Below are 24,175 nucleotides of genomic sequence, written 5' to 3' on the forward strand. Positions count from 1 at the left end.
GAATTATCCAGATCAGATGCAACATGCCTTGGCCCCTCTGTGAAAGCGAACGAGAAGTTGCTCTTGCCCCCGAAAAACGTATTCCAGCATCCATAATTCTGTTCGAAGAATAGAAATTACGAATTGAGAAATCGCAAAGACGGACACGCTCAAGGAATCCATGGAAAATAAATTTTGGAATTCAAGCTGGGCCAATTGCACGGACGAGCGGCTGCTTTGTAGCGCCACGACCGACCGGCCGGTTGGCCGACAGTTCCCATTGGCATTCTAAGCCCGAATGGCCGTTGACAATACACAGCTGCCGTTCAGCTCGGAATATTTACTTCGCATCACGAACGGCCGCTTCCATTTTTTTACCCTTGCGGTGAATGGCCGCTTTCGTTTTTCGTCGATGACGGCTCAGGGTCGAAACCCGCCCGCCAGGCGTTGGAAAACCAGCCGCTCGTTGATAAATTTCCGTCAACGGCGGGTCTACCCACCTAAGCCGCCGTTCGTTCCAATGTAGACGAAGAACGCATTTTGCATAGAACTGGTTGGCGTTCCATCGACGCCGAGTGACCGCAACCAGTCTTTTGCTGCCTGTCGGATTGGCTGTCGGGACCGGTGGTAACCAGTGCGCACCATACATCCGCCCTGCAGGCCAGACAGGCTGGGTAGCTGCATGGGTGGTGAGTGTCCGGCGTGTTTATTGATGAATTTCTGGTTATTGCCTGACTGGCGCAGATTTAGTGCGCAGCTGCGGTAGCGAGGCCGCCAGTGCCGTCTGCAAAGAGGTCGCGGGTAAGCGGCCGATCAAGTGTTCCAGCCGGGTGCCAACCAGCCCGTGCGGACGCTGCCACAGGTAGCGCATTTGCAGCACGGCGCGCAGCATCGGTGAGAACAGGGCCATCATCTGGAACAGCCACCATGGCAGAGCTTTGGATTTTAGCTTGCGGCCTGTGATGGCTTCCAGCGCGGCGTGCAGATCGCTGCCGCTGGCGGTGATGCCGGGATAGTGCAATACCTGAAAGTTCGTGAGTGCGCTGCGTTGTTCCGCGACCCGCACAAACACTTCAGCCAGATCGGGCAAATATGCCCAGGCATGCGCCAGATTGTCCGGCCCCATGCTCGTTACCATGCCTTTGTCGAGCGACTTGGTGATTGCCATGTCCAGCCAGGTGCCGCTGCCGCCAATGAAATCTCCGGCGCGGATCACCACGCTTTTGAATCCTTGCTCTGCTGCTGCGGCGGCGATGGTTTGTTCCATCTGTATCCGCAATGCCGCCTTGCCGGTGTCGGCCGAGAAAGGAGTAGTTTCGCTCAGCAGGAGCGGCAAGCTGGTACCGAAGTTATACACGTTGCCCGGCACCATGAGCATGCCGCCGCTAGCTTTGGCGATCGCGATCACCGCCGAGGTGACTGGTGGCAGCAAGGCGTCCCAACGTGCGTAGTTGGGGTTGAGCGCATGAACGATTACGTCCACTTTTGGTACCGCTGCGATGATCTTTGCGGTATCCAGAGCATCGCACTCCAGCGTTTCGACATTCGCCATCCACTTGTTTGTCATGGGCGATCTGGCCTGGGCGATGACGCGCCAGCCCGCCGCAGCAAAAGCGTTTACCGCCGCCTGCCCCAAATGTCCTTTTGCCCCCAATATCAAAACTGAGCTGCGCGTCGTTTCTGTCGCCATGATGTGGTGTCCTGATGAAAGTTGAATTTTGAAGCTATGGCCATTTTCATGGCGGCCGAAAGTATTTACAATGCACATACCTGAATTGGTTATATGCATTTTTGAATAGATTGACGTATGTCCACAGCGCATTTTGATCCCAGCCATACCGATTGGAATCTGATCCGCGGCTTTGTTGCCGTCGTTGAGCACGGTTCGTTAACCCGCGCGGCCGAGCAGCTAGGCTTAAGCCAGCCGACGCTGTCACGTCAAATCGCCGAACTGGAACTTGCTGTCGGTGCAGCCTTGTTTGAACGCGTTGCACGCGGTCTCAAGCTTACCAGTGCGGGCGATAGCCTGGTCGATCCGGCACGCCACATGATGACGGCAGCGCGCGTGCTGGGCATGGCGGCGGCATCGCAAGACCATGGCTTAACCGGCACGGTACGCCTCACTGCCAGCGAGATAGTATCGGCCTTTGTACTGCCATCGATTCTTGCAGAACTAGCGCAACGCCATCCTGAAATACAGATAGAACTGGTGGCCAGCAACCAGATCAGCAATCTGTTGGAGCGCGAAGCCGATATCGCTATCCGCATGATCAGACCGACCCAGTCGGCACTGATCGCGCGGCATATTGCAGACTGGCCTATGGGTTTTTATGTGCATACTTCGTATCTCGCGCATGCCGCATCACCTGTGCCTCTGACTGCCACGGACGATGTACAGAAACTGGCGCGTTACCGGTGGATAGGCTATGACCAATCTGATCAGTTGATTGCAGGTTTTCGGGCGGCGGGTATGCCAATTGAGCGGTCTTTTTTTGCCTTCCGTTCAGATAATCATCTGGTTAACTGGCAAGCCTTGCTAGCCGGTGTAGGCATAGGTATCGGCATGCAGTGGCTGGCAGCAAAACATCCCGATCTGATTAGCGTGATGACTGAGCAGCCATTGCCCAAACTGCCAGTCTGGCTGACCACGCACCGAGAACTGAAGTCGAGCAAAAGGATACGCACTGTATTTGATTTTTTGGCGGCATCACTTGCGGATATCGTAATTGAATGAGAAGACTGCCAGCCGGCCGACCTCGCAAATGGTTGCAATGGTGCGACAGGCGCCGATAGGCGACACACCGCGATCGTCGGCAGCGCAGCGGAAGCGGACGAACCGTTTTTCGACCATCAGGCAACACTCTGCCAGGAACGGACGTTTAGGCACAACCGCTAACGAGAAGCCAAAACGAGAATCGGATGAAGGCGGAACCTCTAAAAATTCCTTCCCTCAACTCTGAGCGAGACACCGTGCTGAGCGCGCCGATTTCAGGCATCGGCATCCTCCTCGTCCATGCTGCGCCCCTCCTCAAGCTGGCGCTCGATCTCGTGGGCAGCATAGTCCCGCAGGTCTCGGTAGAGCTCGAATGTCGGGTCGCTCTTTGCAAGGTGCGCCAGACGCTGCTCCGCCATCGCCTTGAGTTCGAGGTCGACGTCGAACGGCTGGCCGGGTGCCCCCGAACGGACTCCGCTCACGCTGGCCGCGAAGATCGCTGAGGAAAGATCCCTATGCGCCTTGCGGCTAATGCCACGCGCGGCCTTCAGCGTCCGTGCTACGAATCTCTCGTTGGCATGGATGAAGCGAGGGCTGGCATCGCGAAGAATCGCAGTAACGACCTTGAAGTGCTCAGCGGTGCCGCCGGTGAACCAGTCCTCCATGGTCGCGACGCACGCCGCGCCGTACGGACTGCAGAGCGACTGCACGAGTTCTGCGAAGCGGTAGCTGAACGTGTAGTCGCCGATCCGGACGAGCGCCCAGTCGAGCAGGCCGCGAAGGAGCGCGGACCCCTCAGAGAGTGACATGAGGTCGAGCGCATCCCGGTCGTGAAGGACACCGCCGAGGGGTTGCTTTTGCCAATCGCCGGAGGCTATCGCATCGTCGATGCGCGCCATAGCCAATTCGAGGACCGAGCCCGGTGCCCGTCGGATGGCTTTCTTCAGGAACGCGTTGACCCAGTGATCGTCCAGGCGAGACGCGTGGCGCAGACCGCCGATCAGTCTTTGCAGCTGGTCGTCGCGGATCAGATCGAACGGAATCGTCTCTTCGTGAACAATCCACATGAAGAAGTCGCGCGCGTAGCGCCGCGCACTTTCCATGTCGACACTTGCTAGGAGCTCGATTGCCAGCCGCTTGTCGTTCCGCGCTACCTCGTGCGCGATGCGCGGCGTGCACCAGAGGACCCCTCCTTCGTGGCTGGCGAAGACACGTTTCAGCGCGACGAGGTCGAGCTCAGAATACGGGGCGATATTGGCCGCGAACAGGTAGCCCTCGGCAACGATCTGAAGGTGCGAGTCGCTCTTCGCGAGTACGTCCCCGATCAACGCAGACGCTTCCTCGCGCGCGCTAGTCAGCAGGACTCCCATGGCTCGCCCAACGTGCGGTGAGAGCTGCGAGCTTTCGCCACGCAGATACGCTTGCACGAGATGCCGGGCAAGCGGCAGGTTCGATTGCAGCAGGCGACCGAGGAAGAGTTGGGCGGGCCCGTAGTCCGGGGAGCCGGTCGCGCGGGCGATGTCCTCCAAGCGGTCATGCAGGAATTGCGCGAGTCCGGCCGACTCAGGGTACTGCGCTCCGAGCTCGAGGCAGAGCGCGTCGATGTCCGCGTCGTGTTGCGGGCGGCCGCTCCTCTCTTCCACCGGCCACGTGTTCGTGCCCCAGGCGTCCATGAACGCGCGGATCGTGCGCGTGACGAGGTCGCGATTGAGGCGAGCGAGAATCCGTCGCGCCGGCACCTGGGTACGCTCGGGGCCGTAGACCGTGTGCCAGTGAACCGACTCCGCGACCCTGAGCAGGATTGTTGCGGACACGTCTACTGTGCCGAGCAGCGTATCGATCCTTTCGAGCGTTTCAAGGAATTCGTCGCCCCAGGGGTCAGCGACGCCAGGCTGAGCGGCGATGGGCCCGCGAAGGGCATCGGCAAGATGCTGTGCGGCGAGAAAGGCGCGGCGCTGATTCGCATGCGAGAGGCTTGAGAGTAGATCGGCGATGATCCGCTGTCGCACTTGCTTGACCCTCTCGCGCTGGACCGCGTACGTCGAGATCGTGATCTCGCGGCTCGTGGCAGCGGACGTGAAGTGACCTTCGGTCGCGAGGGCGCCCTTGAGCACGTCGAACGGCGTGTACGGTCCTTTCCAGCTCTCCGGGTAGTCGAGGAGCGATAGCGCGAAATCAACAACGCCCTCGACGAACTCGGCCGGTTTCCGAGGCTCCGGCGTCGCAAGCTCCATCAAGAGTCGGATCGCGTGGTTCGGATGCTGGTTCGTTGGTCGTGCATCGTGTTGTCCGGCTTCCCAGAGCAGCGAGCATGCGTCGGCGAGGTAGTTGATATGGTACGTCGCGCCATGGGCGATGCGACACACGTCCTCGTCCTGACCATGCCCGTCGTCGATCAGTCGTCGCGCGAGGGCAAGGGCTTGTCGAGGCTGGAAGTACGCTGCCGCAGCTGCAGCCTTCACCTGTGCATGCACGTAGTCGTCTTCCCATGCGATCAGCGACCACAGCCCGTCGAGTAGCGTGCTCGCAGATGTGTCTCCTTCGTTCCGCCGCCAATCGAGCCGCCCGAGGTTCAGCAGTACATGCTCCTTGTGCTCGGGTATGGACGCGGCGAAGACCTTCTCGGCGTGGCCGTTCGACGCACCGCTTGGGGTGATGCACGTCGATTCGATGATCGAGTCGGCCAGCAAATCGGGTGACAGCCGGTATTTAGCGCCCCGCTTGAAGAGCACCCCAGCGTCGACAAGGAGTCGCACCAAGCGTGACGCATCGGGGGCCCCGATCCCCTCGATGCTCGCGAGCAGTTCCAGGACGTGCTTATCGTCAGGGACAACGGGCTGGATAAGCGTCAGCACGCGAAGGATCGCATGCACGCGCTCTTGGTCTTTGCCCTGCGCGATTCCCTGCGCGATGACCTTCTCGTAGTGCTTCAACACCGTCGTTCGGAAGGCTTCGTTCGAGCCGAACAGCTCCGGGTGCACTCCTTCGGTGGCGACGATCTGCGCGCCGACTACGACGGCGAGCGGACTGTCGTACGCCACGGCCGCGATCTCTTCGGCGGACTCGATCGGCGCCCCGTTCTTGGAGAGCACTTGGATAGCTAAGGCGATCCCGTCCTGCTTCGTTGGCTTGCCCAGCGTGATCGACTTGGTCAGGTTCCCCGTCAGCCCGTAGCGGGCTAGTTCGCGCTGTACGACATCGGTCCAATACGGCCGATAGACCAGAAGTAGACGCGCCTGGGAGCGACTGTCGGCTGCGTAGCGGATGAGTTGGACTAAATCACTGCGGTCATGAACGTCATCGACAACGAGCAGCTTCTCGCCAGTCCCCAATTCCTCGAGACTCTTCGCCGTGATTTCCTCCGTGGGCGAGGCGACAACCACGCGAACGCCCGGGTACTGCGAAGCGAACGCGTCAAGGGCAGTACGCAGCACCCGTGACTTCCCTTCACCTGCGCGGCCGATCAGGCTCACCGCAAGTACGCTGCGATCCGCGAAGGCGCGCGCGAGCCCATCGAGTTCCGTTCTGCGGCCCACGAGTTCCCAGCGCTGATTGAAAACACGGCCCTCCACGAGCTGCGGCGCGAAGAACGTCTCTACCGTTTGCCACGGCCCCGCAGCCAGCTCGCCCGTCAGCGCGAAGCGCTGCGTCGGGAAGTAGATGTCGACGATGCGCACCTGCTCGCGCTTCGGCAGGGTGCGGAAGACCCGGGTGATGTCGACCTGGTCCCAGAGGTCCCACCCACGCACGCGTTTGATTTCGCCGCGCGCGTCGGGACTGGCGACGCGGGAGAGGAGGAGGTGCTTCTTCTTCGCGGCGATCGTCTGGTCCTTGATCGCCTTCTTAACCTTCTCCGGGCCGAACTCCGCCACGCGCTTGCACTGGTACGTGTGCAGGTCGCCGTTGGCGAACTGCGCCTCGATGTCGATGCCGTACTGCTTATGGCCCGTCTTGCCGGCCAGGTGTACGTCCGCTTTCCCTTGGTGGTGGGTAGCGAGAAGATCGAGGCAGAAGTATTCGAAGCTGTCGGGCAGCAGGCTTGGGAGCGGAAGCAGCCGATCGAAGGACACCGTCGTCACCTCAGGGGCATAGCCTGCGGCGTTCGTCAGTTCCGTCACGTCAACCTTGAGCACCGCAGCGAGCTTCGAGAGCTCATTGGTGCGGGGCCGGGAAGTTCCCGCTTCCCAGCGGCTGACGGTTTGCTGGGATATGCCGAGGTGATGAGCGAGCTCGGCCTGCGTTGCTATGCCTATGGCCATCCTCAGATCGCACATCCGCTTGCCTAGCGCTTCGTATTTGGATTTCATTTTCAATACTCACTTTATGTGTATTTGCCGTAAAACACATTATATGAGTACGGAATTATTTGTCAATGATCGTCGTAAAACGACCCCTGATGCCCGTTCTCTGAGCTTTCTTTGGCGTGCGCCGCCCAGCGCACGGGCGAGGCTCCAGCCATTCATGTTGAGCTTGATGACACCGTCGCCGCCTGCTCGACGCGACGAGGTCGCGGGGTGTACCTACAATGGAGGCACCGCTATGAATGCGATGCGCAGAGGCTGAAAGTGGCGGGGCAACGACCGCCTTCGGGATGGCAGACTGCTACTGACGAATGACTGCCATCGAAGTCGCAAGATTCGTCGAGTTGCCATCACGAGAGCGAAGATTCGCACGCTGATACTCGGTCTCATCTACCCAGCATGCCGTATCGTCAGGCAGCACAAGTTGTAGGTGTCATCAGTCGGGACGGCATACGCTGGCTTACGTGACGTGAAGCTTAGCCATGAACCGGAATAGGCTCGGCCGGCACAACAGACAGTCGCATACCGACAGCATGAAGCACTGCCAGAAGTGTCTTGAGTGTCGGGTTGCCGCTCGGTGACAGCGCCCGATACAACGCCTCGCGGGTGACGCCTGCTTCTTGCGCCACGGTCGCAAGCCCGCCATAGGCCTCGGCCACATCGCGCAGCGCGAGCAGGCCAACGGCCCGATGATCTGGATTGTCCAATTCTTCCAGCGCCGATTTCAGGTACTCCACCGCAAAGGCCCGATCAGTCCGCAGCTCGGCGATGGTCGCTTCGGTATGCGGTATCGAAGCGGCATGTTTACGATTGCTCATGTGTTTCTCCGTTTCCAGTCCGACCAGTATTCCTTGGCCCGTTTGTTGTCCGCATCCTGCGTGCGCTTGTCGCCGCCGCAGAGCAGGATGACCAACGTCGCGCCATGCCGCCCCAGATACACGCGATAGCCGGGGCCAATGTCTTCGCGCAACTCCAGCACACCTTCGCCGGCTGGCTTGATGTCACCGAATATGCCCAGGGACACCCGCCGAAAACGGATTTCCAGCTTGGCTCTGGCCCGCGCATCACGCATTCCGGCGAGCCAGTCGGTCAGTGGCACCTCGCCATCAAGGCGCTGATACCGTCGCACTTCAATCATGGTGTAGCCTCCATTGTAACTTATACTTCACAGAAGTCAAAGCTTGCCAAGTCCCGATGAAAAGCAGTTGGGCGGTCATGACGCAGCAGACTCGGTTGACGCGCTAGTGGCCAGCTTCCTGCCGGGAGGAGCGGGGCGGTTTTTCCCCTTGCGGTGGCGGAAGGCTTGGTAAGTCGGCGTCGCTCCAGATATTTCAGCGACAGGCTCAGGAACATCGGCCGGAGCAATCGGACGGCTCCCTATAACGGCCTTGCGCCGATTGGCGACCAGCTCTGCTGCTGCGCGCACCGGGTCGTCCTCGGTGTGCACGTAACGCATGAACATCGTGACCGTCTTGTGCGCGGTCAGCGCCATGCCTACATTGACCGGAATGCCGGAGTTGGCGATGTCGGTGGCTGCTCGATGGCGGATGCCGTGCGTCCCGACCGGGGGCACGCCGGCACGACGGAGGATGCGCCGCCAAGCCTGGTAATACGAATGCCCGCTCAGTGGCTGCTTGTGATTGAAGATCGACGGGCAGACATAGGGGGAGTTCTCGTAATGCGCGGCACTCGACAGAAGCCGGTAAGCCTCCTCGCTCATGGGTTTGGACATGTTGCCGGTCTTGCTGTCCGGCCAAACCACGCGCCTGTTGGGCAGGTCAATCCAGTCCCACTGCAACAGCATGATTTCCGACATGCGGGCGGCAAACTCGAACTGCAGCCGGATAGCCAGAGTCACTGTCGGATGCTCCAGGCCTTCGGTATCGGCCTTGTCGAGATAGGCGAACAGTTGCCCCATCTGCGCATCAGTGATCAGGCGAGTCTTGCCTTTTTCTGGATACTTCGGAACGTGCCTGCAGGGGTTTGAGCCATCGGGCCGATAGCCCCACAACTCGGCGAGGTTGAACATCTTGCGGATGCAGCCGAGCACACGGTTGGCTTGTGTAGGTGACTTCTCCATGCGCTTCATCAGCGCAATCACGTCCGTGCGCGAGACTTCAGGGACTTTCTTGCTGCCGAAGGAGGGAATGATCCAGTGATCGATTTGATGCTGGTATGATCGTTGGGTGCTCGGCTTGTTGCGGGTCTTGGAGTAGTCCTCCATGAATCGGGTGCACAGTTCCGTGACGGTCGGTGCCTTGCGCGCATCTGCCTTCTCGCCGCCTGGATCACCGCCGCGGCGAACCTCGGCCAGCCAGTCTTGCGCAAGCGCACGGGCCTGCTCGACGGTCAACTCGCCGAACAGCCCAAGCGAGGGTTTGCGGCGTTCGCCAGCGTTGGTGCGATACTGAATCATGAAGACCTTGCGGCCTGCCGGAGTAACCTTGCATAGGAAACCCGGCACCAAGGTATCACGTAGTTCAATGTCGGTGGATTGCGGTTGTGCAGCGTCAACAACCGTTTTCGTCAATTTGATCTTAGCCATGAATGCTCCTGGAAATACCCGATTTCCAGGAGCCAGCTAGGAGCCAAGCGAAAGGGAACCGGGTCGATTTTGGTCGAACACCGGGGTATCATGGGGCTTGATGCTTCGAGAGAAAACCTGCTCAAGAGGGCTGTATCGTAGCCCGGCGGACCTCGGTGTATTGCCAATTTTCCGGCTTAAAATCCGCCGCTTACCTGAAAAGGGGCGTGCCGGTTCGATTCCGGCCTCGGGCACCAGTTTGATATAGTAAGAAGTCCAAAGACGTACAAAAACCCGCTTCTGGCCCAGTGCTGATGCGGGTTTTTTGTTTGTTAAGGAATTTCGAATAGGTACTGGCTGGAGCGGCGCACAGCTTGTACCTGTTGATGAGTCGGTCATCCGCGCGAAGCCGGCGTTCCTTCCGTTCACCCTAATACAGTTTTTGTGACACCGAATTTCACGTAAGCGCGGGATAATGTTTGCATGCGAAAGGGAATCGTCATCAATAATCCCGATCTACCATAGAAAACGCTCTCGATCGTATTCAAGCCGTCAAGGGGTGTCACGATACCCTGGTATAACGGCTATGATACTTTTTAGAATGGCAAGAATTGATCGCCCGGAAAGACGTTGCGACCGGGCATGTGCGGGCGCGTGACGACGGTATCTGACTGGTGAGCATCGGCATCGACAACCGCTCGATGCGACTCCGCATCAGCAGCGCGTCAGAATGGTGAGGTGTAGCGCGGACGACTTTTTGCCAAGGAGATCAAGATGACGCGGTCGATTATCTATATCAAAGGAAGTTACAAGGCCGAAGCCAGCGTGTCCCATCTTCCGTCCGGCAAATATCAGGGAGTCGTATTGCTGACGCGGGATGAAGATAGCTGGCGCGAGCAGCATAAGATCGAGACGGCGTCGGATACGTCGGACGAGGCGTTTGACGAGGCCAAGGCACTGGCCCATCGTCTATTGGCAAATCGCTGATTGCTGTTGCATTTCGGCTACGTCATCGTGGAAAATTGCTGCATGGCGTAGGCGGGCCGTCGAGTCGGAAACAAGTTGTTACATCCGTTACTGCTTTGCGCTGGCGATGCGATCGGATACCGCGTTAAATAGAGACATCATTAAACGAGGCACAAGATGAAAAAATCCTTCACGGTCGCAGGCGCCGGCCTGATTGTAAGCGCCACCCTGATGTTGTTTGCTGCGCCTGCGATGGCGGGCGGTGTGGATTGGTCAGTGTCGCTCGGCGTACCGTATGCGCCACCGGTATACGCGCAGCCGTACTATCCGCAACCGGTGTATGCGCCGCCGGTGGTGTACGCGGAACCGCCGGTCGTCTACGTTCGTCCACGGCCGGTGTACATACAGCCGCGTCCGGTGTACGTAGAAAATCCGGGCTACGTCGAATACCGTCAACCATATTATGGTTACCGCAGACACGAATGGCGGGAGTGGCGTGACCGCGACGAACACCGTGGCCACCACGGCCACCATGGACACCACGACAACGACGATTAATCTTGTCTTAACCCCAAAAAAAACCCGCTTCGGCGGGTTTTTTGTTGCACGAATGGTCTTGCCGGCGCGGGTATTTTTCAGGGGGTGGTCAGAGTCAGCGCGTGATTGGCGCCATATTCCAAGAAAAAAAGCATGTGAAGCAAAAAAACAACTGATCTTATTGGCGATTGACATTGCCATATAAATTTTATTGTGGCAATGTATTGTCGTAATAGTAAGTAGTATGGTCCGAAGGCGTATTAAAGGAGATAGATCATCGAATCGCCTCTGCAAGTGTCGAAGGAACTTCTATTTCGTGATGCGAATCACCGACATCTGTCGATTTTCGGACCCCCTCCATATCAGCTATTTTTCACGGCACGCAATGTGTTGGAAATCAATTCGCCCACTGTCACGACGGCCCAGATAGTGTGGTTCAGCCCAAATTCCCATTAACACAGCTACACCACCAAGGCAGACCATAACCCGCTGACGATCGCACACATTTCTTCGAAGTATTAATCAGATTTACCGTAGGCGCTTACTGAATTTTTTTAGTCTGGTCCCGCTTTTAAACCTGTTTTCAATGAAGGAGCTTGTGATGAATGATGAGTTTGTCAGGGTCGGCGCATTGACGGACGTCAACAGCTACCCAATCTGGGCGCAGCAAATGGTGCACGATTGTTCTGAAGCCAAGCGTCGCGTGGTGCAGCACGAAGTATTTCAGATGATGCGTGAGGGGCGAATTGAGCATCGGGTGGCGCGTAATTTCCTGGTGTTCGGCTGGCCGGTGATTGAACAATTCCCCCAGTACATGGCGCTCAATCTGCGCAAGATTCAGTATGGCCGCAACCAAGGTCAGGATATGGCGCGCAAATATCTGATTCATAACATTCGCGTCGAGCAGAACCACGCCGACCTCTGGGTCGCCTGGGCCGCGGCCAGCGGCGTCGGTCGCGAGGACTTGTTGTACGGGCCAGTGCATCCGGAAGCACACGCTCTCAGCCATTGGTGCTGGTACACCTGCGAGCGCGACACCTTGCCTGCGAGCATGGCGGCCACCAATTATGCGATTGAGGGAGTTACCGGTGAATGGTGCCTGGAGGTCTGCTCATCCGATGCCTATGAAAACATGTTCGAGCCCAGCGAGCGCAAGAAAGCGATGAAATGGCTGAAGGTCCACGCTCAGTACGATGACACTCATCCGTGGGAAGCGCTTGAAATCATCTGCACCCTGATGGGCGAGAATCCGACCGCGCGCGGCGTCGCGCTGCTGCAGTCATCGATACGCAAGAGTTACGAATACCTGCGCATGTCGCTCGATCATTCTCTCCTGATGGAAACGACCGGTAGTCGCCACGTCTTCTCGGTGCCGCCGATTCAACAACTGGAGCTGAAGAGGGCGTAGATGCATTCCCTTTCTGGATTGGCCAACGCTATGATTCAGAACAAAGTATCCAGTTTGCCGTTGCAGCGCAAACTGCTGCCGGTGCTCGTTATTTTCATTTTCATCACCGTCATATCTCTGGTGATGACATTTGTCGCGCTCGGAATCCAGTCGTCGGTGAGGGCCTATGTGGCGGGCGAGGGCATGTGGTCCAAGGCGCAACGTGACGCCGTATTCCAGCTTCAGGTCTACGCGCGAACCGGGGACAAGCAATATTTGGAACGATTCGACGCGGTGATGGCGATTCCGCTGGGTTATCGTGCCGCCCGCCTGGCCTTGCTGCAGTCTCCGTATGACCGGGTTGCGGCAACCGAGGGATTGATAGCCGGCAAGACCGATTCCGACGATATCCCGGGCGTGATTCGGTTGTTTCGCTGCTGCGCCGGTCTGTCCTATATGCGCGATGCGATCCATTACTGGACCGAAGGCGACCGTTACATTCTGCAACTGCCCCAACTGGCCGCGGGATTGCGCAGCGAGATAGAGGCAGGGTCGCCCTCTTCTCAACATATCGGAGAGCTGCTGCAACAAGTACAGGATGTCAATGATGCGGTTCAGCCGCTGGAAGCCGCGTTCACTGCGACCCTCGGTAATGCCGCGCGCTGGGTCACCGGTTTGTTGTTCCTCGGTACTGCCGGTGTGATCGCGATGCTGATTCTACTGGGTGCCTACATATCGTGGCGTATCTTGCGAGGTATTCGCCAGTCGGAGGAGCAATATCGCACGCTGCTTAACACGGCCAGCGATGCATTGATCGTGGTTAGCCGGGACAGCGGAATGGTGCTCGACGTCAATGAAAAGGCCGCGCAAATATCCGGCAAGCCAGCCCATGTGTTGGTCGGGTCGCGCTATGCAGATTTCTTCCCGGCCGCGGCACAAGCGGCTGCCGAGGCCACCGGCAACAGGGCGAGCAGCAAGCGACAGGAGGTCCGGCACCTGGATGGCAAGCACATTCCGGTGGAGGTCAATTACAGTGCCACCGCATGGGGCGACCAACCGGTGCAGCTGGCCATCATCCGCGACATTACGGAGCGGATTCAGGCGGAAAGTGAATTACGTGTCGCCGCCAATGCCATGGAAAACATGGCAGAAGGGGTCATCATCACCGACGCGCGCCGCCGAATTGTTTCGGTCAATCGCGCCTACAGTTCGATCACAGGCTATAGCGCGGCCGAAGTGATTGGAAAAATACCGCGCTATCCTTTGTCGAGGCAAAACGATGTCGGTTTTTTCCAGTCGATGTGGACGTTGGTGCGCCAGACCGGCAGCTGGCAAGGTGAAGTCTGGAATCAGCGTAAGAACGGTGAAAGCTACCCGGAACAGCTCAGTATCAGCGTAGTGCGCGACGATGGCGGCAGGATTTCCCACTATGTCGGCGTATTCAACGATATTTCGACCTTCAAAAACTATGAACGCCAGTTGCGTCATCTGGCCCAGCATGACCCCTTGACGCAGTTGCCAAATCGCACCTTGCTCCAGGATCGGCTGAGCCAGGCCATTACCTATGCGATCCGTTATGGACATCCGGTATGGGTCGTGTTTCTCGATCTCGATCGCTTCAAGTTCGTCAACGATAGTCTGGGTCACAAGGCCGGCGATCAGTTGCTGAAGACGATTGCCGAGCGGTTGCTGCTGGCGGTGCGCGATACTGATACCGTGGCCCGACTCGGCGGCGACGAATTTGTCGTGGTTCTGTCGGAGCACGCGGGTGGCTCACTGTGCGCCGACATACTGAAGCGCATCATGGATGCCGTGGCAAGCCCGCTGCGATTGCAGGAGCAACAGTTCTTTCTCACTTGCAGCGTTGGCGTTGCGGTCTATCCGGACAACGGCCTGAACGCCGAGACCCTGATCGAACATGCCGATCTGGCGATGTATCGCGCCAAAGAAGTGGGCCGAAATAACTTCCAGTTCTATACGCCTGCCATGAACGCGCAGGTGTCGGAGCGCTTGCGGATCGAAAGTGCGCTGCGCAATGCACTGGAACGCGACGAATTCGTGCTGCATTACCAGCCACAGGTCGACTTGCGTACCGGCAGGGTGGTTGGCATGGAGGCATTGATACGCTGGCGGCACCCGGAATTGGGCATGGTATCGCCCAATCGGTTCATCAGTCTGGCAGAGGAAACCGGCCTGATCATTCCGATCGGTGCCTGGGTGTTGCGCACTGCTTGCCTGCAAAACAAGAAATGGCAGCGCGCCGGTCTCGGTCATTTCCGCATTGCGGTCAATTTGTCGGCCCGTCAGTTCGCCCAGCAAGACCTGACGCAGTCGATCGCGGACGTGTTGGAGGAAACCGGCCTGGCGCCGCACTATCTGGATATTGAATTGACCGAGAGCCTGATCATGACCGACGTAGAACATGCGGTCGAGATCCTGCGCTCCCTCAAGGCGCTCGGCCTGCAATTGTCGATTGACGATTTCGGCACCGGTTATTCCAGCCTGTCCTACCTGAAGCGCTTCCCGATCGACGTACTGAAGATCGACCGGTCGTTCGTGCACGACATCACGCTTGATCCGGACGATGCGGCCATTGTAGTGTCGATCATCGCACTGGCGCATAACCTGAAGCTGCACGTGATTGCGGAAGGCGTCGAAACGCAAGAGCAGTTCGCGTATCTGAAACGTCACGGTTGCGATGAACTGCAGGGCTTCTACTTCAGCAAACCGGTGCCGGCAGAAGAATTTGAGCGACTGCTGCGCGAGCATAAATGTCTGGCACTGGAACCGGAACCGGCCTAAGGGCGTGGTCGCAATCCATCGTCGCCAAAGCGACATCTGCGCAAGCGCCAGGCGTCCAGATTTCAAACCGCTGTACAATCCTTGTGAACGACCGTGCTTTTATTACAAAAACAAGGAGACAGTGTGGATTTGAACTATACCGCCGATGACCTGACTTTCCGGGATCGGGTGCGCGCCTTTCTTGATACAAACCTGCCGGGTGACCTGCAGCACAAGGTACTGAACCACAAGCGGCTGTCAAAGCAGGACTATGTCCGCTGGCACAAGATTGTCGCGAAGCAGGGTTGGGTCGGCACTGGCTGGCCGGTCGAGTACGGTGGGACCGAATGGTCGCCGGTACAGCGTCATATCTGGGAAGAAGAGTGCGCACGCGCCGGTACGCCACCGATCTTGCCGTTTGGCGTCGCCATGGTCGCGCCGGTCATCATGGCGTTCGGCAACGAGGCGCAAAAGCGTCACTTTCTACCGCGCATCCTGAATTGCGACGACTGGTGGTGCCAAGGGTATTCCGAACCCGGCGCCGGCTCCGATCTGGCATCGCTGAGGACACGCGCCGAACGACAGGGTGAGCATTATCTGGTTAACGGCCAGAAAACCTGGACCACGCTGGCCCAGCACGCCGATATGATCTTTTGTCTGGTGCGCACCGACAGCGGCGCGCGCAAGCAGGAAGGCATCTCCTTCCTGCTGATCGACATGCGCACGCCCGGCATTACGGTGCGCCCGATCATCATGCTCGATGAAGAGCATGAGGTGAACGAGGTATTTTTCGATAACGTCAAAGTGCCAGTCGAGAACCTGATCGGCGAAGAAAACAAGGGCTGGACCTACGCCAAATACCTGCTCGGCCACGAGCGTACCAATATCGCTGCGGTCGGCCGCGCCAAGCGCGAACTGCTGTTCGTCAAGCGTATCGCGACCGAGCAACGCAAGCACGGTCAGCCGTTGCTGAGCGATCCCTTGTTTGCCGCCAAGGTGGCCACCCTGGAAATCGAGTTGATGGCGCTGGAAGTGACTGTATTGCGCGTCATTTCGCAAGAGACCGGCAAACGTGCGCCGGGACCGGAGGCATCGATGCTGAAAATCAAGGGTACCGAGATCCAGCAGACGCTGACTGAACTGATGCTGGAGGCGATCGGCCCTTACGGCATGCCGTTCGATCCAGCCTACCTGGACGGCGAGCAGGAACACAGCGTGGCGGACGATGACGATGCCGCGCCGCTGGCCTCGTACTACTTCAATTTCCGCAAGACCTCGATCTATGGCGGTTCTAATGAGATTCAAAAAAATATCATCAGCCAGATGATTCTGGGCCTGTGAGGAGACGCATATGAATTTCAACCTGACACAAGAGCAGCAACAGTTTGCCGATGCGCTGCGGCGCTGGATCGAACGCGATTACAGCTTCGAGCAACGTAACAGGATCGTGCATTCGGAGCGGGGCGTGTCGCAAGAGGCTTGGCGCACCTTGGCCGAGCTGGGCATGACCGCGTTGCCGGTGCCGGCAGAGCAGGGCGGCTTTGACGGTTCCGCGATCGACCTGATGGTGGTGATGCAGGAACTGGGGCGCGGCATCGTCATCGAGCCGTATTTGTCCACCGTGCTGGGCACCGAATTCCTGAAGCGGGCCGGCGGACACGACGCATTGCTCGAAAGGATCGCCGCCGGCGAACTGCAGCTGGCATGTGCGCTGGGCGAGAAGCAGGCGCGTTACGACCTGTTCGATATCGCCACCAGCGCGACCGCAGATGCCGGCGGCTATCGGATCGATGGGGTGAAAACCGTGGTCTTGCACGGCGCACAGGCGGGCGCATTGATCGTGTCGGCCCGCAGCTTTGGCGCGACGCGCGAGATGGCTGGGATTTCGTTATTCGTGGTGGCGGCCGATAGCCCCGGGGTGTCGCGCCGCGATTACCGCACCATCGACGGTCAGCGCGCTGCCGATATTCGTTTTGATAACGTGCAACTGCCTGCCGCTGCGCTGCTGGGGCAGTGCGGGACAGGCTGGGACCTGCTCGATGCCGTATCCGACTATGGTGCGGCGCTGCTGTGTGCCGAGGCGGTCGGCGTGATGGAGGTGCTCAATCATGCGACGCTCGATTATGTAAAGGCGCGCCAGCAGTTCGGCGTACCGATCGGCAAGTTCCAGGCGTTGCAACACCGGATGGCCGAGATGTTCATGCAACTGGAGCAGGCGCGTTCGATGGCGACGCTGGCTGCGGTAAAGCTGGCGTCGACCGATATCGAAGAGCGTCGGCGCACCGTGTCCGCCGCCAAGGCCCGCGTCGGCCAGGCCATGAAATACGTCGGGCAGCAGGCGATTCAGCTGCATGGCGGTATCGGCGTCACCAATGAACTCCCGGCAGCACACTATTTCAAGCGCCTGGCGATGATCGAGCTGACCTTGGGCGATACCGATCACCATCTGGCGCGCTTCGTGGCGCAGCCGGGTTTCCAGCAAACTGCATGACCTGACCGATCAGGTGAGTGACAAGGCCAGTGACAAGGCCAGTGACAGACCGGCAAGCGAAAGGAAGGCAATGGCAAGCAATTCAGGAATCCAATGGTATTTTGACGACTTCGAGGTCGGCCAAGTGCTGCAGACCGGCTCGCGCACCGTCAGCGAGGCGGAAATCATCGCCTTTGCGACGCAATTTGATCCGCAACCGTTCCATGTCGACCATGATGCCGGCGCGGCGTCGATCTTTGGCGGCGTAATCGCCAGCGGCTGGCACACCTGCAGCATGATGATGCGACTGGTAGTCGATGCGTTCTTAAGTCAGTCGGCCAGCATGGGCTCGCCCGGGATCGAGGAAATCCGGTGGATCAAGCCGGTGCGCGCCGGCGACACCATCAGCGTGCAACTGACCGTGCGGGAAGTGCGGCCCTCCCGCTCGAAGCCGGATCGCGGCGTGATCCTGCTGTTGTGGGAAGCCAGCAACCAGCATGGCGAGCCGGTCGCCACCATCAAGGGGCTCGGCATGTTCGGCTGTCGTCCGGCCCCATCATCATTGTGAATCCATCGTTGTGAATCGAGGCAATATGCGTGAAATTTCGTCATTGGCTGAGGCGTCGCGCCTGGTCGGTCAGGAGCTCGCGGTGACCGACTGGCACGACATCAGCCAAACGCGTGTCAACCAGTTTGCCGAGGCGACCGGCGATCACCAGTGGATCCATACCGACGTCGAGCGCAGCCGGCGCGAGTCGCCGTTTGGCGGCACCATTGCGCATGGCTTTCTGACGCTGTCACTGTTGCCGATGATGCTGGAGCAGGCGATCGTGATCCGCGATGTCAGGATGGCGGTCAACTATGGTTTGAACAAGGCCCGTTTTCCGGCGCCGGTGCCGGTCGGCAGCCGGCTGCGCGGCAGGATTACGCTGGCCGCGATGGAGACGATCGCGGGCGGCGCGCAACTGCAATGGAACATGCTGGTCGAGTGCGACGGCAGTGACAAGCCGGTCTGCGTGGCGGAAGTGATCGTGCGCTGTTATACCGGACATGCCGGAACCGCCTGACCGCAGTGGTCATGGCCGCGGTGCACACCAGGACGCTGTGCCGGCATAACTTGTTGCCGCCGGACCGATGGTCGGTGCCCGTCGTGACTGATTACGCTGACTGCGCCTGATAATATACTGGGCTGTGTATTTTTTTGTGCGCAAGTAAATCAAGGGCATCAAGCTTATTTTTGATGATACCCCCTGCAATTGTGAAATATCAGGCGCAATGACAGCGCTCCGGCGGGAAACGCATCCTGCGCAAATGCACACGGCGTCCAATTGACGCCGCTGCTTGACATGATCGGCGGTAAGGCAGCGAGACCGCTTGCTAGCGGCACGTTTCCGCGTTACTTTGCAGCCTTATCGTTTCTGGTATTGCGTCTTCCCGAACAGGATTTCTTTTTCCTTGTCGTCCATCATCGGCTTGCGTCGCGCGGCCAGTACTTCGATTCCGCGCTGGACCGCCGGACGGGCGCTGATCTGATCGAACCAACGTTTCGCGCTCGGGTAATCGGCCCAGTCTATCCCCTGATTTTCCGAAGAACGGGCCCAGGTAAAGCTCGCGATATCGGCGATGGTGTAGTCGTCGCCGGCCAGGTAGGCGGTTTTTGCCAACTGCCGGTCGATCACGTCATACAGGCGCTTGGCTTCATTGCTGTAGCGCTCGATTGCATAGTCGACCTTGACCGGGGCGTACTTGCGGAAGTGGTGCGCCTGACCGAGCATCGGGCCGAAGCCGCCCATCTGGAACATCAGCCATTGCAGAGTATTGAATTTTTTGTGGTCGGTATCGCCGAGGAATTTCCCGTACTTGCTGGCCAGATACAACAGGATCGCACCTGATTCGAACAGGGCGATCGGTTTACCCGCGGGACCGTCGGCATCGACGATGGCAGGAATCTTGTTGTTGGGGGAGATCGCCAGAAAATCCGCGTTGAACTGGTTGCCGGCGCCAATATCGATCGCATGGATCTGCCATTCATGCCCGAGGCGCAGGCCGCATTCTTCCAGCATGATGTGGACCTTGTGGCCGTTCGGCGTGGGCCAGGAATAGACGTCAATCATTTGTTCTCCTGTAGATGTCATTGCACGACGGGGGAATCACGAGCATACCCAAAAATGGGGACACGCGTCGCACCGATCCCTGCTCGCTAGGCTTGACCGATCGTGTTGGCGCCTGCCATCAGAGTGACAGGCGAGCGCGTTCCCGCATGACCGCAGTTCCAGCTTCTCCTGCTTATGCTGCTTCTCGTTGGTGCGACAGTATATGAAAACTTACCTTCATTATTAAGCGGATAATGCCAATGCCACTAGGGAGTATATGCTTTGGCCGGATGGCGGCGATTTAGGCAATCGAACCAATCGGTCAGAAACGCGTGACCGGCACTGCCCGCTTGACTGGCATAATTCACAGGTGCTTCGCAAGTTCCAGTTTGGCGATCACATTGCGATGCACCTCGTCCGGACCGTCGGCCAGGCGCAGCGTGCGGTTGCCGGCCCATTGCGCCGCCAGCGGGAAGTCGTCCGACACGCCGCCGGCACCATGCGCCTGAATCGCCCAGTCCAGCACCTGCTGCGCGACGTTGGGGGCCAGTACCTTGATCATCGCAATCTCGGCCTGCGCGTGTTTGTTGCCGACCTTGTCCATCATGTACGCCGCCTTCAGGGTCAGCAAGCGCGCGGTGTCGATCTGGATGCGGGACTCCGCGATCCGCTCGCGCCAGACCCCTTGTTCCGAGATTTTCTTGCCGAAGGCGACGCGCTGGTTCAGACGCTGACACATCAGTTCCAAAGCGCGTTCGGCGACACCGATGGCACGCATGCAATGATGAATCCGGCCAGGCCCGAGTCGGCCTTGTGCAATTTCAAAGCCGCGACCTTCGCCTAGCAGGATGTTGGCGGCCGGCACCCGCACATTTTCATACCGGATTTCACAATGGCCGTGCGGCGCATCGTCGTAGCCGAACACCGGTAACGGCCGGGTGATCGTGATGCCGGGCGTGTCGGCCGGTACCAGGATCATCGATTGCTGCTGATGGCGCGCTGCGGCGGGATCGGTTTTTCCCATCAGGATGAAAATCTGGCAGCGCGGATCGCCGGCCCCCGAGATCCACCACTTGTGCCCGTTGATCACGTAATGCTCGCCATCGCGCTCAATCCGGGTTTCGATATTGGTGGCATCGCTGGACGCGACTGCCGGCTCGGTCATAGCAAACGCCGAGCGGATTTCACCGCGCAGCAGCGGCTCCAGCCATTGCCGCTTGTGCTCCTCGGAGCCGTAACGCTCGATGGTTTCCATATTGCCGGTGTCCGGCGCGGAACAGTTGAATACTTCCGGCGCCCAGATTACGCGCCCCATGATTTCGCATAGCGGTGCATAGTCGAGATTGGACAGACCTTCCGGTGCCCGCACCGATTTCGGCAGAAACAAATTCCACAGGCCTTGTTCGCGTGCCTTCGGCTTCAGGTCTTCGATCAGTTGGGTCGGGATCCAGCGATTGCCCTTGTCCGCGCCGTTGCTGTCGACTTGCTGCTTGAAGGTTTTCTCGTTGGGATAGACATGCTGATTCATGAACGTCAGCAGTTTGTCCTGCAAATTCTTGCAGCGGTCCGAGTATTCGAAATCCATGCTATCTCCTGATGATCGTGAAATTTTCAATGTTTTTTCAATGTTTATTGGGGTTTGGCGGTGGCATAGTGCCAGCCCATTTCGGCCATCGGACGCGCTGCCTGGCCGGTCGCCAATGCTTGCGCGCTCGATGCGGTGCCATCGACATAGCGTTTCATGATGCCTTGCAAGATGCCGGCCATGCGGAACATGTTGTACGCCAGGTAGAAATTGAAATCCTCCGGCCGGATGGTCTTGCCGCTGCGGGCGCAATAGCTGGCGATGTATTCGTCCTGGGTCGGGATGCCGAGTGCCTTCAGGTCGAGTCCACCGATGCCGCGGAACTGACCCGGTGCGATGTTCCAGCTCATGCAATGATAGGAGAAATCGGCCAGCGGGTGGCCCAGGGTCGACAGTTCCCAGTCCAGCAGCGCCAGAATGCGCGGCTCGCTCGGGTGGAAGATCATGTTGTCGAGCCGGTAGTCGCCATGCACGATGCTGGTATCGTCGCCGGGTGGGATATTGTTCGGCAGCCACGCGATCAGCTGATCCATGGCATCGATTTTTTCCGTTTCGGACGCCTTGTATTGCTTGCTCCAGCGCTCGATCTGGCGGCCGAAATAATTGCCGGGTTTGCCGTAATCGGCCAGACCGATCGCCGCATAGTCGATGCTGTGCAGTTGCGCGATCACGCGGTTCATTTCATCGTAGATCGCGCCGCGCTCGGCCGGCGTCATGCCGGGCAGCGATTGGTCCCACAACACGCGTCCTTCGACGAATTCCATCAGATAGAACGCGCGGCCGATCACGGACTCGTCGGTGCACAGCGTGTATTGTTTGGCGGCGGGGAAGCCGGCACGATTGAGCGCATCCATGACCCGGAATTCGCGCTCGATCGCATGCGCCGACGGCAGCAGTTTGGCGGCCGGGCCAGGTTTGGTGCGCAGCACATAATGCTGCTGGCCGGCGCTGAGCTTGAAGGTTGGATTCGATTGTCCGCCCTTGAATTGTTCGACCGTCAGTTGCTCGCCTCGTCCGCCGCCAAAGCCATCGACGTGGCTGCGCAGGTAGTCGGCGAGGGCGTCGATGTCGAACTTTTGGCGTTCGCTGACCGGCATCGTGCCGATAAATTCTTCGTACATCGTGTCTCCCTGTGAATGGATCCAACGATTCTACTGCAAAAAATGGTACGGTCGTGCGTTTTTATTGCGATGCCATCCACCGTCAATGACGATTAGTCACATCACAATTAGCGTGATTTTTTGTATTGCTCGTACAGCGCTTCCATCGTGGTGCCGCGCCAATCCGATTGAAGCGGCAACGGCGGTGAAAGATTGATAACGCGTGTCACCCAGTCATGTTGCTCGGCGCCGACGTCGAGCACATTGATGCAACCGGCAGTCTGCGCCAGATTCCCGAAAAAAAGTCGCTGTCCGGTCAACGCATACGACAGGATCGCGCGGTTGACACCGCCATGCAACACCAGCAGCACGGTATCCCAGGAGATGTCGGCGCGCAGGCGGTCAATCGCCGGATGGATGCGATCGATCAACTGCCCGATGGATTCGCCCCCGAGAAACTGTTTGTCTTCGCTGACCATTCCTTCGAACGCGCCGGTGAATGCCTGTTTCAGTTCGCCATCGGGAATGCTGGACAGCCGGCCGCCCCGCAATTCCGCCAACTCAGGCCAGGTTTCACAATCGATTTGCTGACCGGTTTCGGCCAGCACCCGCTGCGCAGTTTCGACCGTGCGCGGTAGCCCGGAGATGATGACGCGATCGAAGCGAATGTTTTCCTTTGCAAAACTCTGGCCGGCGGCCGTCGCCTGCACCCGGCCTTGCTCGTTGAGCGGTACCGATTCCGGCAGATAGGGTTTGCCGAGCGCATCAAAATACGTGACGCTGCCGTGCCGCATCAAGTAGATGCGACGCCTTTCGTGCTGTATTGGCTGGAGTGTCATTTGTAGCGCGGCTTTCTTTTTTCGAGGAAGGCGCTGATGCCTTCGTGGGCATCGCGGTGATGCAGGCTTTCGACGAAACTTTGTTTCTCGGCGTCAAAATGTTGTGACAATGAATTGCCCGGCGCGTCGCGCAATAAGGCTTTGATCCGTTCCATCGCGTTCGGCGACAATTCAGCCAGCGCATCGGCCCAGTCTAGCGCCGCATTCAGTGCGGTGCCATCTGGCACCACCCGGTTCACCACGCCGTGCTCGTGCAATCGTGGTGCCAGGACCGCTTTGCCTTCGAACAGTATTTCGCTGGCCAGCTGCCGCGGCAAGGCCTGCGCCAGGAACCACGAACCACCGCCGTCCGGCGTGAGACCGACCTTGACGTAGGCCATCACAAACTTGGCCGACGCGCCGGCAACGATCATGTCGCAGGCCAGCGCCAATGAGAACCCGGCGCCGGCAGCGGCACCATCGACCGCTGCGATCACCGGTTTCGGGCAGTCGCGGATGGCCTCGATCCAGTGGTTCAGGCTGTCAATCGCGGCGGCCTGGACCTTTGGTTCCTTGCTGCGGTTTTCCAGCAGTCGATTCAGGTTGCCGCCGGCGCAGAAGAAATTGTCGGCCCCGGTTAGCACAACTGCGCGTACCGAGGCGTCGCGTTCGGCGGTGGACAGGGTTTCAAGCGCGGCGGCATACATGTCCGGATGGAGCGCGTTCTTTGCGCCCGGATTCGATAGCGTGAGGATGAGGGTCGCGTCGCGGCGCGACGCTTTCAGTTCTGCGGACATGGGGGTATAAGTGGTCTAAGTGACGGTTTGAACAAATAATATACTGGATCGGGTATTTTAAAACACGTGGCGCGCTCGAATTCCAAGTGCAACATTTTTTATGAAAGAATGTTGCATGGCAAAA

The 24,175-nt window shown here is 58.7% G+C and carries 19 protein-coding genes; 9 read left to right on the top strand and 10 right to left on the bottom strand.

Going from position 1 to position 24,175, the window contains the following annotated elements:
- Window positions 1-703 precede the first annotated feature (703 nt).
- Window positions 704-1,816, bottom strand: coding sequence for an NAD-dependent epimerase/dehydratase family protein (locus tag ACFOFO_RS24420; protein WP_390333268.1), 1,113 nt, complete (start codon window positions 1,814-1,816; stop codon window positions 704-706).
- On the opposite strand from ACFOFO_RS24420, the gene ACFOFO_RS24425 reads away from it, so the two are divergent.
- Window positions 1,787-2,713, top strand: a complete 927-nt coding sequence (locus tag ACFOFO_RS24425; RefSeq protein WP_390333271.1) for a LysR family transcriptional regulator — start codon at window positions 1,787-1,789, stop codon at window positions 2,711-2,713. The two genes, ACFOFO_RS24420 and ACFOFO_RS24425, sit on opposite strands and share 30 nt — an antisense overlap.
- Window positions 2,714-2,967: 254 nt before the next feature.
- Here ACFOFO_RS24425 and ACFOFO_RS24430 read toward each other — a convergent pair whose 3' ends face one another.
- The 4 genes from ACFOFO_RS24430 to ACFOFO_RS24445 form a co-directional block, all read right to left on the bottom strand.
- Window positions 2,968-6,999 carry a helix-turn-helix domain-containing protein gene (locus ACFOFO_RS24430; RefSeq protein WP_390324594.1) on the bottom strand — a complete coding sequence of 1,344 codons (4,032 nt, stop codon included), beginning with the start codon at window positions 6,997-6,999 and terminating at the stop codon, window positions 2,968-2,970.
- A 470-nt stretch (window positions 7,000-7,469) separates the two neighbouring features.
- On the bottom strand, window positions 7,470-7,811 hold the full coding sequence (locus ACFOFO_RS24435; protein WP_390324595.1) for an addiction module antidote protein: 342 nt from the start codon (window positions 7,809-7,811) through the stop codon (window positions 7,470-7,472).
- A complete protein-coding gene (locus ACFOFO_RS24440) occupies window positions 7,808-8,131 on the bottom strand; it encodes a type II toxin-antitoxin system RelE/ParE family toxin (RefSeq protein WP_390324596.1) in 324 nt (107 codons plus the stop codon). The genes ACFOFO_RS24435 and ACFOFO_RS24440 overlap by 4 nt, the downstream gene beginning before the upstream one ends.
- Window positions 8,132-8,206: 75 nt before the next feature.
- Complete coding sequence (locus ACFOFO_RS24445) at window positions 8,207-9,538, bottom strand: tyrosine-type recombinase/integrase (protein ID WP_390324597.1); 1,332 nt, start codon at window positions 9,536-9,538, stop codon at window positions 8,207-8,209.
- Between the two features lie 753 nt (window positions 9,539-10,291).
- On the opposite strand from ACFOFO_RS24445, the gene ACFOFO_RS24450 reads away from it, so the two are divergent.
- From ACFOFO_RS24450 to ACFOFO_RS24485, 8 genes are all read left to right on the top strand, one after another.
- Complete coding sequence (locus ACFOFO_RS24450; RefSeq protein WP_390324598.1) at window positions 10,292-10,504, top strand: hypothetical protein; 213 nt, start codon at window positions 10,292-10,294, stop codon at window positions 10,502-10,504.
- A 156-nt stretch (window positions 10,505-10,660) separates the two neighbouring features.
- Window positions 10,661-11,041 carry a hypothetical protein gene (locus tag ACFOFO_RS24455; protein ID WP_390324599.1) on the top strand — a complete coding sequence of 127 codons (381 nt, stop codon included), beginning with the start codon at window positions 10,661-10,663 and terminating at the stop codon, window positions 11,039-11,041.
- Window positions 11,042-11,621: 580 nt separating this feature from the next.
- Entirely contained in the window at window positions 11,622-12,428 is an 807-nt protein-coding gene (locus ACFOFO_RS24460) for a TenA family transcriptional regulator (RefSeq protein WP_390324601.1), read from the top strand.
- Between the two features lie 30 nt (window positions 12,429-12,458).
- On the top strand, window positions 12,459-15,209 hold the full coding sequence (locus tag ACFOFO_RS24465) for a putative bifunctional diguanylate cyclase/phosphodiesterase (protein ID WP_390333273.1): 2,751 nt from the start codon (window positions 12,459-12,461) through the stop codon (window positions 15,207-15,209).
- A 123-nt stretch (window positions 15,210-15,332) separates the two neighbouring features.
- Window positions 15,333-16,529 carry an acyl-CoA dehydrogenase family protein gene (locus ACFOFO_RS24470; protein ID WP_390324605.1) on the top strand — a complete coding sequence of 399 codons (1,197 nt, stop codon included), beginning with the start codon at window positions 15,333-15,335 and terminating at the stop codon, window positions 16,527-16,529.
- Between the two features lie 10 nt (window positions 16,530-16,539).
- Window positions 16,540-17,679, top strand: a complete 1,140-nt coding sequence (locus tag ACFOFO_RS24475; protein ID WP_390324607.1) for an acyl-CoA dehydrogenase family protein — start codon at window positions 16,540-16,542, stop codon at window positions 17,677-17,679.
- A gap of 70 nt (window positions 17,680-17,749) precedes the next feature.
- Entirely contained in the window at window positions 17,750-18,226 is a 477-nt protein-coding gene (locus ACFOFO_RS24480) for a MaoC family dehydratase (RefSeq protein WP_390324608.1), read from the top strand.
- A 25-nt stretch (window positions 18,227-18,251) separates the two neighbouring features.
- Window positions 18,252-18,725, top strand: a complete 474-nt coding sequence (locus tag ACFOFO_RS24485) for a MaoC family dehydratase (protein WP_390324610.1) — start codon at window positions 18,252-18,254, stop codon at window positions 18,723-18,725.
- Window positions 18,726-19,067: 342 nt separating this feature from the next.
- On the opposite strand, the gene ACFOFO_RS24490 is transcribed toward ACFOFO_RS24485, so the two are convergent.
- The 5 genes from ACFOFO_RS24490 to ACFOFO_RS24510 form a co-directional block, all read right to left on the bottom strand.
- Window positions 19,068-19,772 (bottom strand): glutathione binding-like protein, encoded by a 705-nt coding sequence (locus ACFOFO_RS24490; protein ID WP_390333275.1) that lies wholly within the window; start codon window positions 19,770-19,772, stop codon window positions 19,068-19,070.
- Between the two features lie 343 nt (window positions 19,773-20,115).
- Window positions 20,116-21,336, bottom strand: coding sequence for an acyl-CoA dehydrogenase family protein (locus ACFOFO_RS24495; RefSeq protein WP_390324612.1), 1,221 nt, complete (start codon window positions 21,334-21,336; stop codon window positions 20,116-20,118).
- A 44-nt stretch (window positions 21,337-21,380) separates the two neighbouring features.
- Window positions 21,381-22,457: a phosphotransferase gene (locus ACFOFO_RS24500; RefSeq protein ID WP_390324614.1), complete on the bottom strand. Its 1,077-nt coding sequence runs from the start codon at window positions 22,455-22,457 to the stop codon at window positions 21,381-21,383.
- Between the two features lie 107 nt (window positions 22,458-22,564).
- Window positions 22,565-23,275, bottom strand: coding sequence for a histidine phosphatase family protein (locus ACFOFO_RS24505; protein ID WP_390324616.1), 711 nt, complete (start codon window positions 23,273-23,275; stop codon window positions 22,565-22,567).
- Window positions 23,272-24,051, bottom strand: a complete 780-nt coding sequence (locus tag ACFOFO_RS24510; protein WP_390333278.1) for an oxepin-CoA hydrolase, alternative type — start codon at window positions 24,049-24,051, stop codon at window positions 23,272-23,274. Before ACFOFO_RS24510 ends, ACFOFO_RS24505 begins: the two co-directional genes overlap by 4 nt.
- Between the last annotated feature and the right edge of the window lie 124 nt (window positions 24,052-24,175).

The organism is Pseudundibacterium arcticum (genome assembly GCF_042646465.1).
GTDB lineage: Bacteria > Pseudomonadota > Gammaproteobacteria > Burkholderiales > Burkholderiaceae_D > Undibacterium_A > Undibacterium_A arcticum.

Bases quoted from the DNA above. Each gene is read 5' to 3' on its own strand.
- ACFOFO_RS24425 (WP_390333271.1), top strand. From the start codon at position 1,787: ATGTCCACAGCGCATTTTGATCCCAGCCATACCGATTGGAATCTGATC.
- ACFOFO_RS24420 (WP_390333268.1), bottom strand. From the start codon at position 1,816: ATGGCTGGGATCAAAATGCGCTGTGGACATACGTCAATCTATTCAAAA.
- ACFOFO_RS24430 (WP_390324594.1), bottom strand. From the start codon at position 6,999: ATGAAATCCAAATACGAAGCGCTAGGCAAGCGGATGTGCGATCTGAGG.
- ACFOFO_RS24435 (WP_390324595.1), bottom strand. From the start codon at position 7,811: ATGAGCAATCGTAAACATGCCGCTTCGATACCGCATACCGAAGCGACC.
- ACFOFO_RS24440 (WP_390324596.1), bottom strand. From the start codon at position 8,131: ATGATTGAAGTGCGACGGTATCAGCGCCTTGATGGCGAGGTGCCACTG.
- ACFOFO_RS24445 (WP_390324597.1), bottom strand. From the start codon at position 9,538: ATGGCTAAGATCAAATTGACGAAAACGGTTGTTGACGCTGCACAACCG.
- ACFOFO_RS24450 (WP_390324598.1), top strand. From the start codon at position 10,292: ATGACGCGGTCGATTATCTATATCAAAGGAAGTTACAAGGCCGAAGCC.
- ACFOFO_RS24455 (WP_390324599.1), top strand. From the start codon at position 10,661: ATGAAAAAATCCTTCACGGTCGCAGGCGCCGGCCTGATTGTAAGCGCC.
- ACFOFO_RS24460 (WP_390324601.1), top strand. From the start codon at position 11,622: ATGAATGATGAGTTTGTCAGGGTCGGCGCATTGACGGACGTCAACAGC.
- ACFOFO_RS24465 (WP_390333273.1), top strand. From the start codon at position 12,459: ATGATTCAGAACAAAGTATCCAGTTTGCCGTTGCAGCGCAAACTGCTG.
- ACFOFO_RS24475 (WP_390324607.1), top strand. From the start codon at position 16,540: ATGAATTTCAACCTGACACAAGAGCAGCAACAGTTTGCCGATGCGCTG.
- ACFOFO_RS24480 (WP_390324608.1), top strand. From the start codon at position 17,750: ATGGCAAGCAATTCAGGAATCCAATGGTATTTTGACGACTTCGAGGTC.
- ACFOFO_RS24485 (WP_390324610.1), top strand. From the start codon at position 18,252: ATGCGTGAAATTTCGTCATTGGCTGAGGCGTCGCGCCTGGTCGGTCAG.
- ACFOFO_RS24490 (WP_390333275.1), bottom strand. From the start codon at position 19,772: ATGATTGACGTCTATTCCTGGCCCACGCCGAACGGCCACAAGGTCCAC.
- ACFOFO_RS24495 (WP_390324612.1), bottom strand. From the start codon at position 21,336: ATGGATTTCGAATACTCGGACCGCTGCAAGAATTTGCAGGACAAACTG.
- ACFOFO_RS24500 (WP_390324614.1), bottom strand. From the start codon at position 22,457: ATGTACGAAGAATTTATCGGCACGATGCCGGTCAGCGAACGCCAAAAG.
- ACFOFO_RS24505 (WP_390324616.1), bottom strand. From the start codon at position 23,275: ATGACACTCCAGCCAATACAGCACGAAAGGCGTCGCATCTACTTGATG.
- ACFOFO_RS24510 (WP_390333278.1), bottom strand. From the start codon at position 24,051: ATGTCCGCAGAACTGAAAGCGTCGCGCCGCGACGCGACCCTCATCCTC.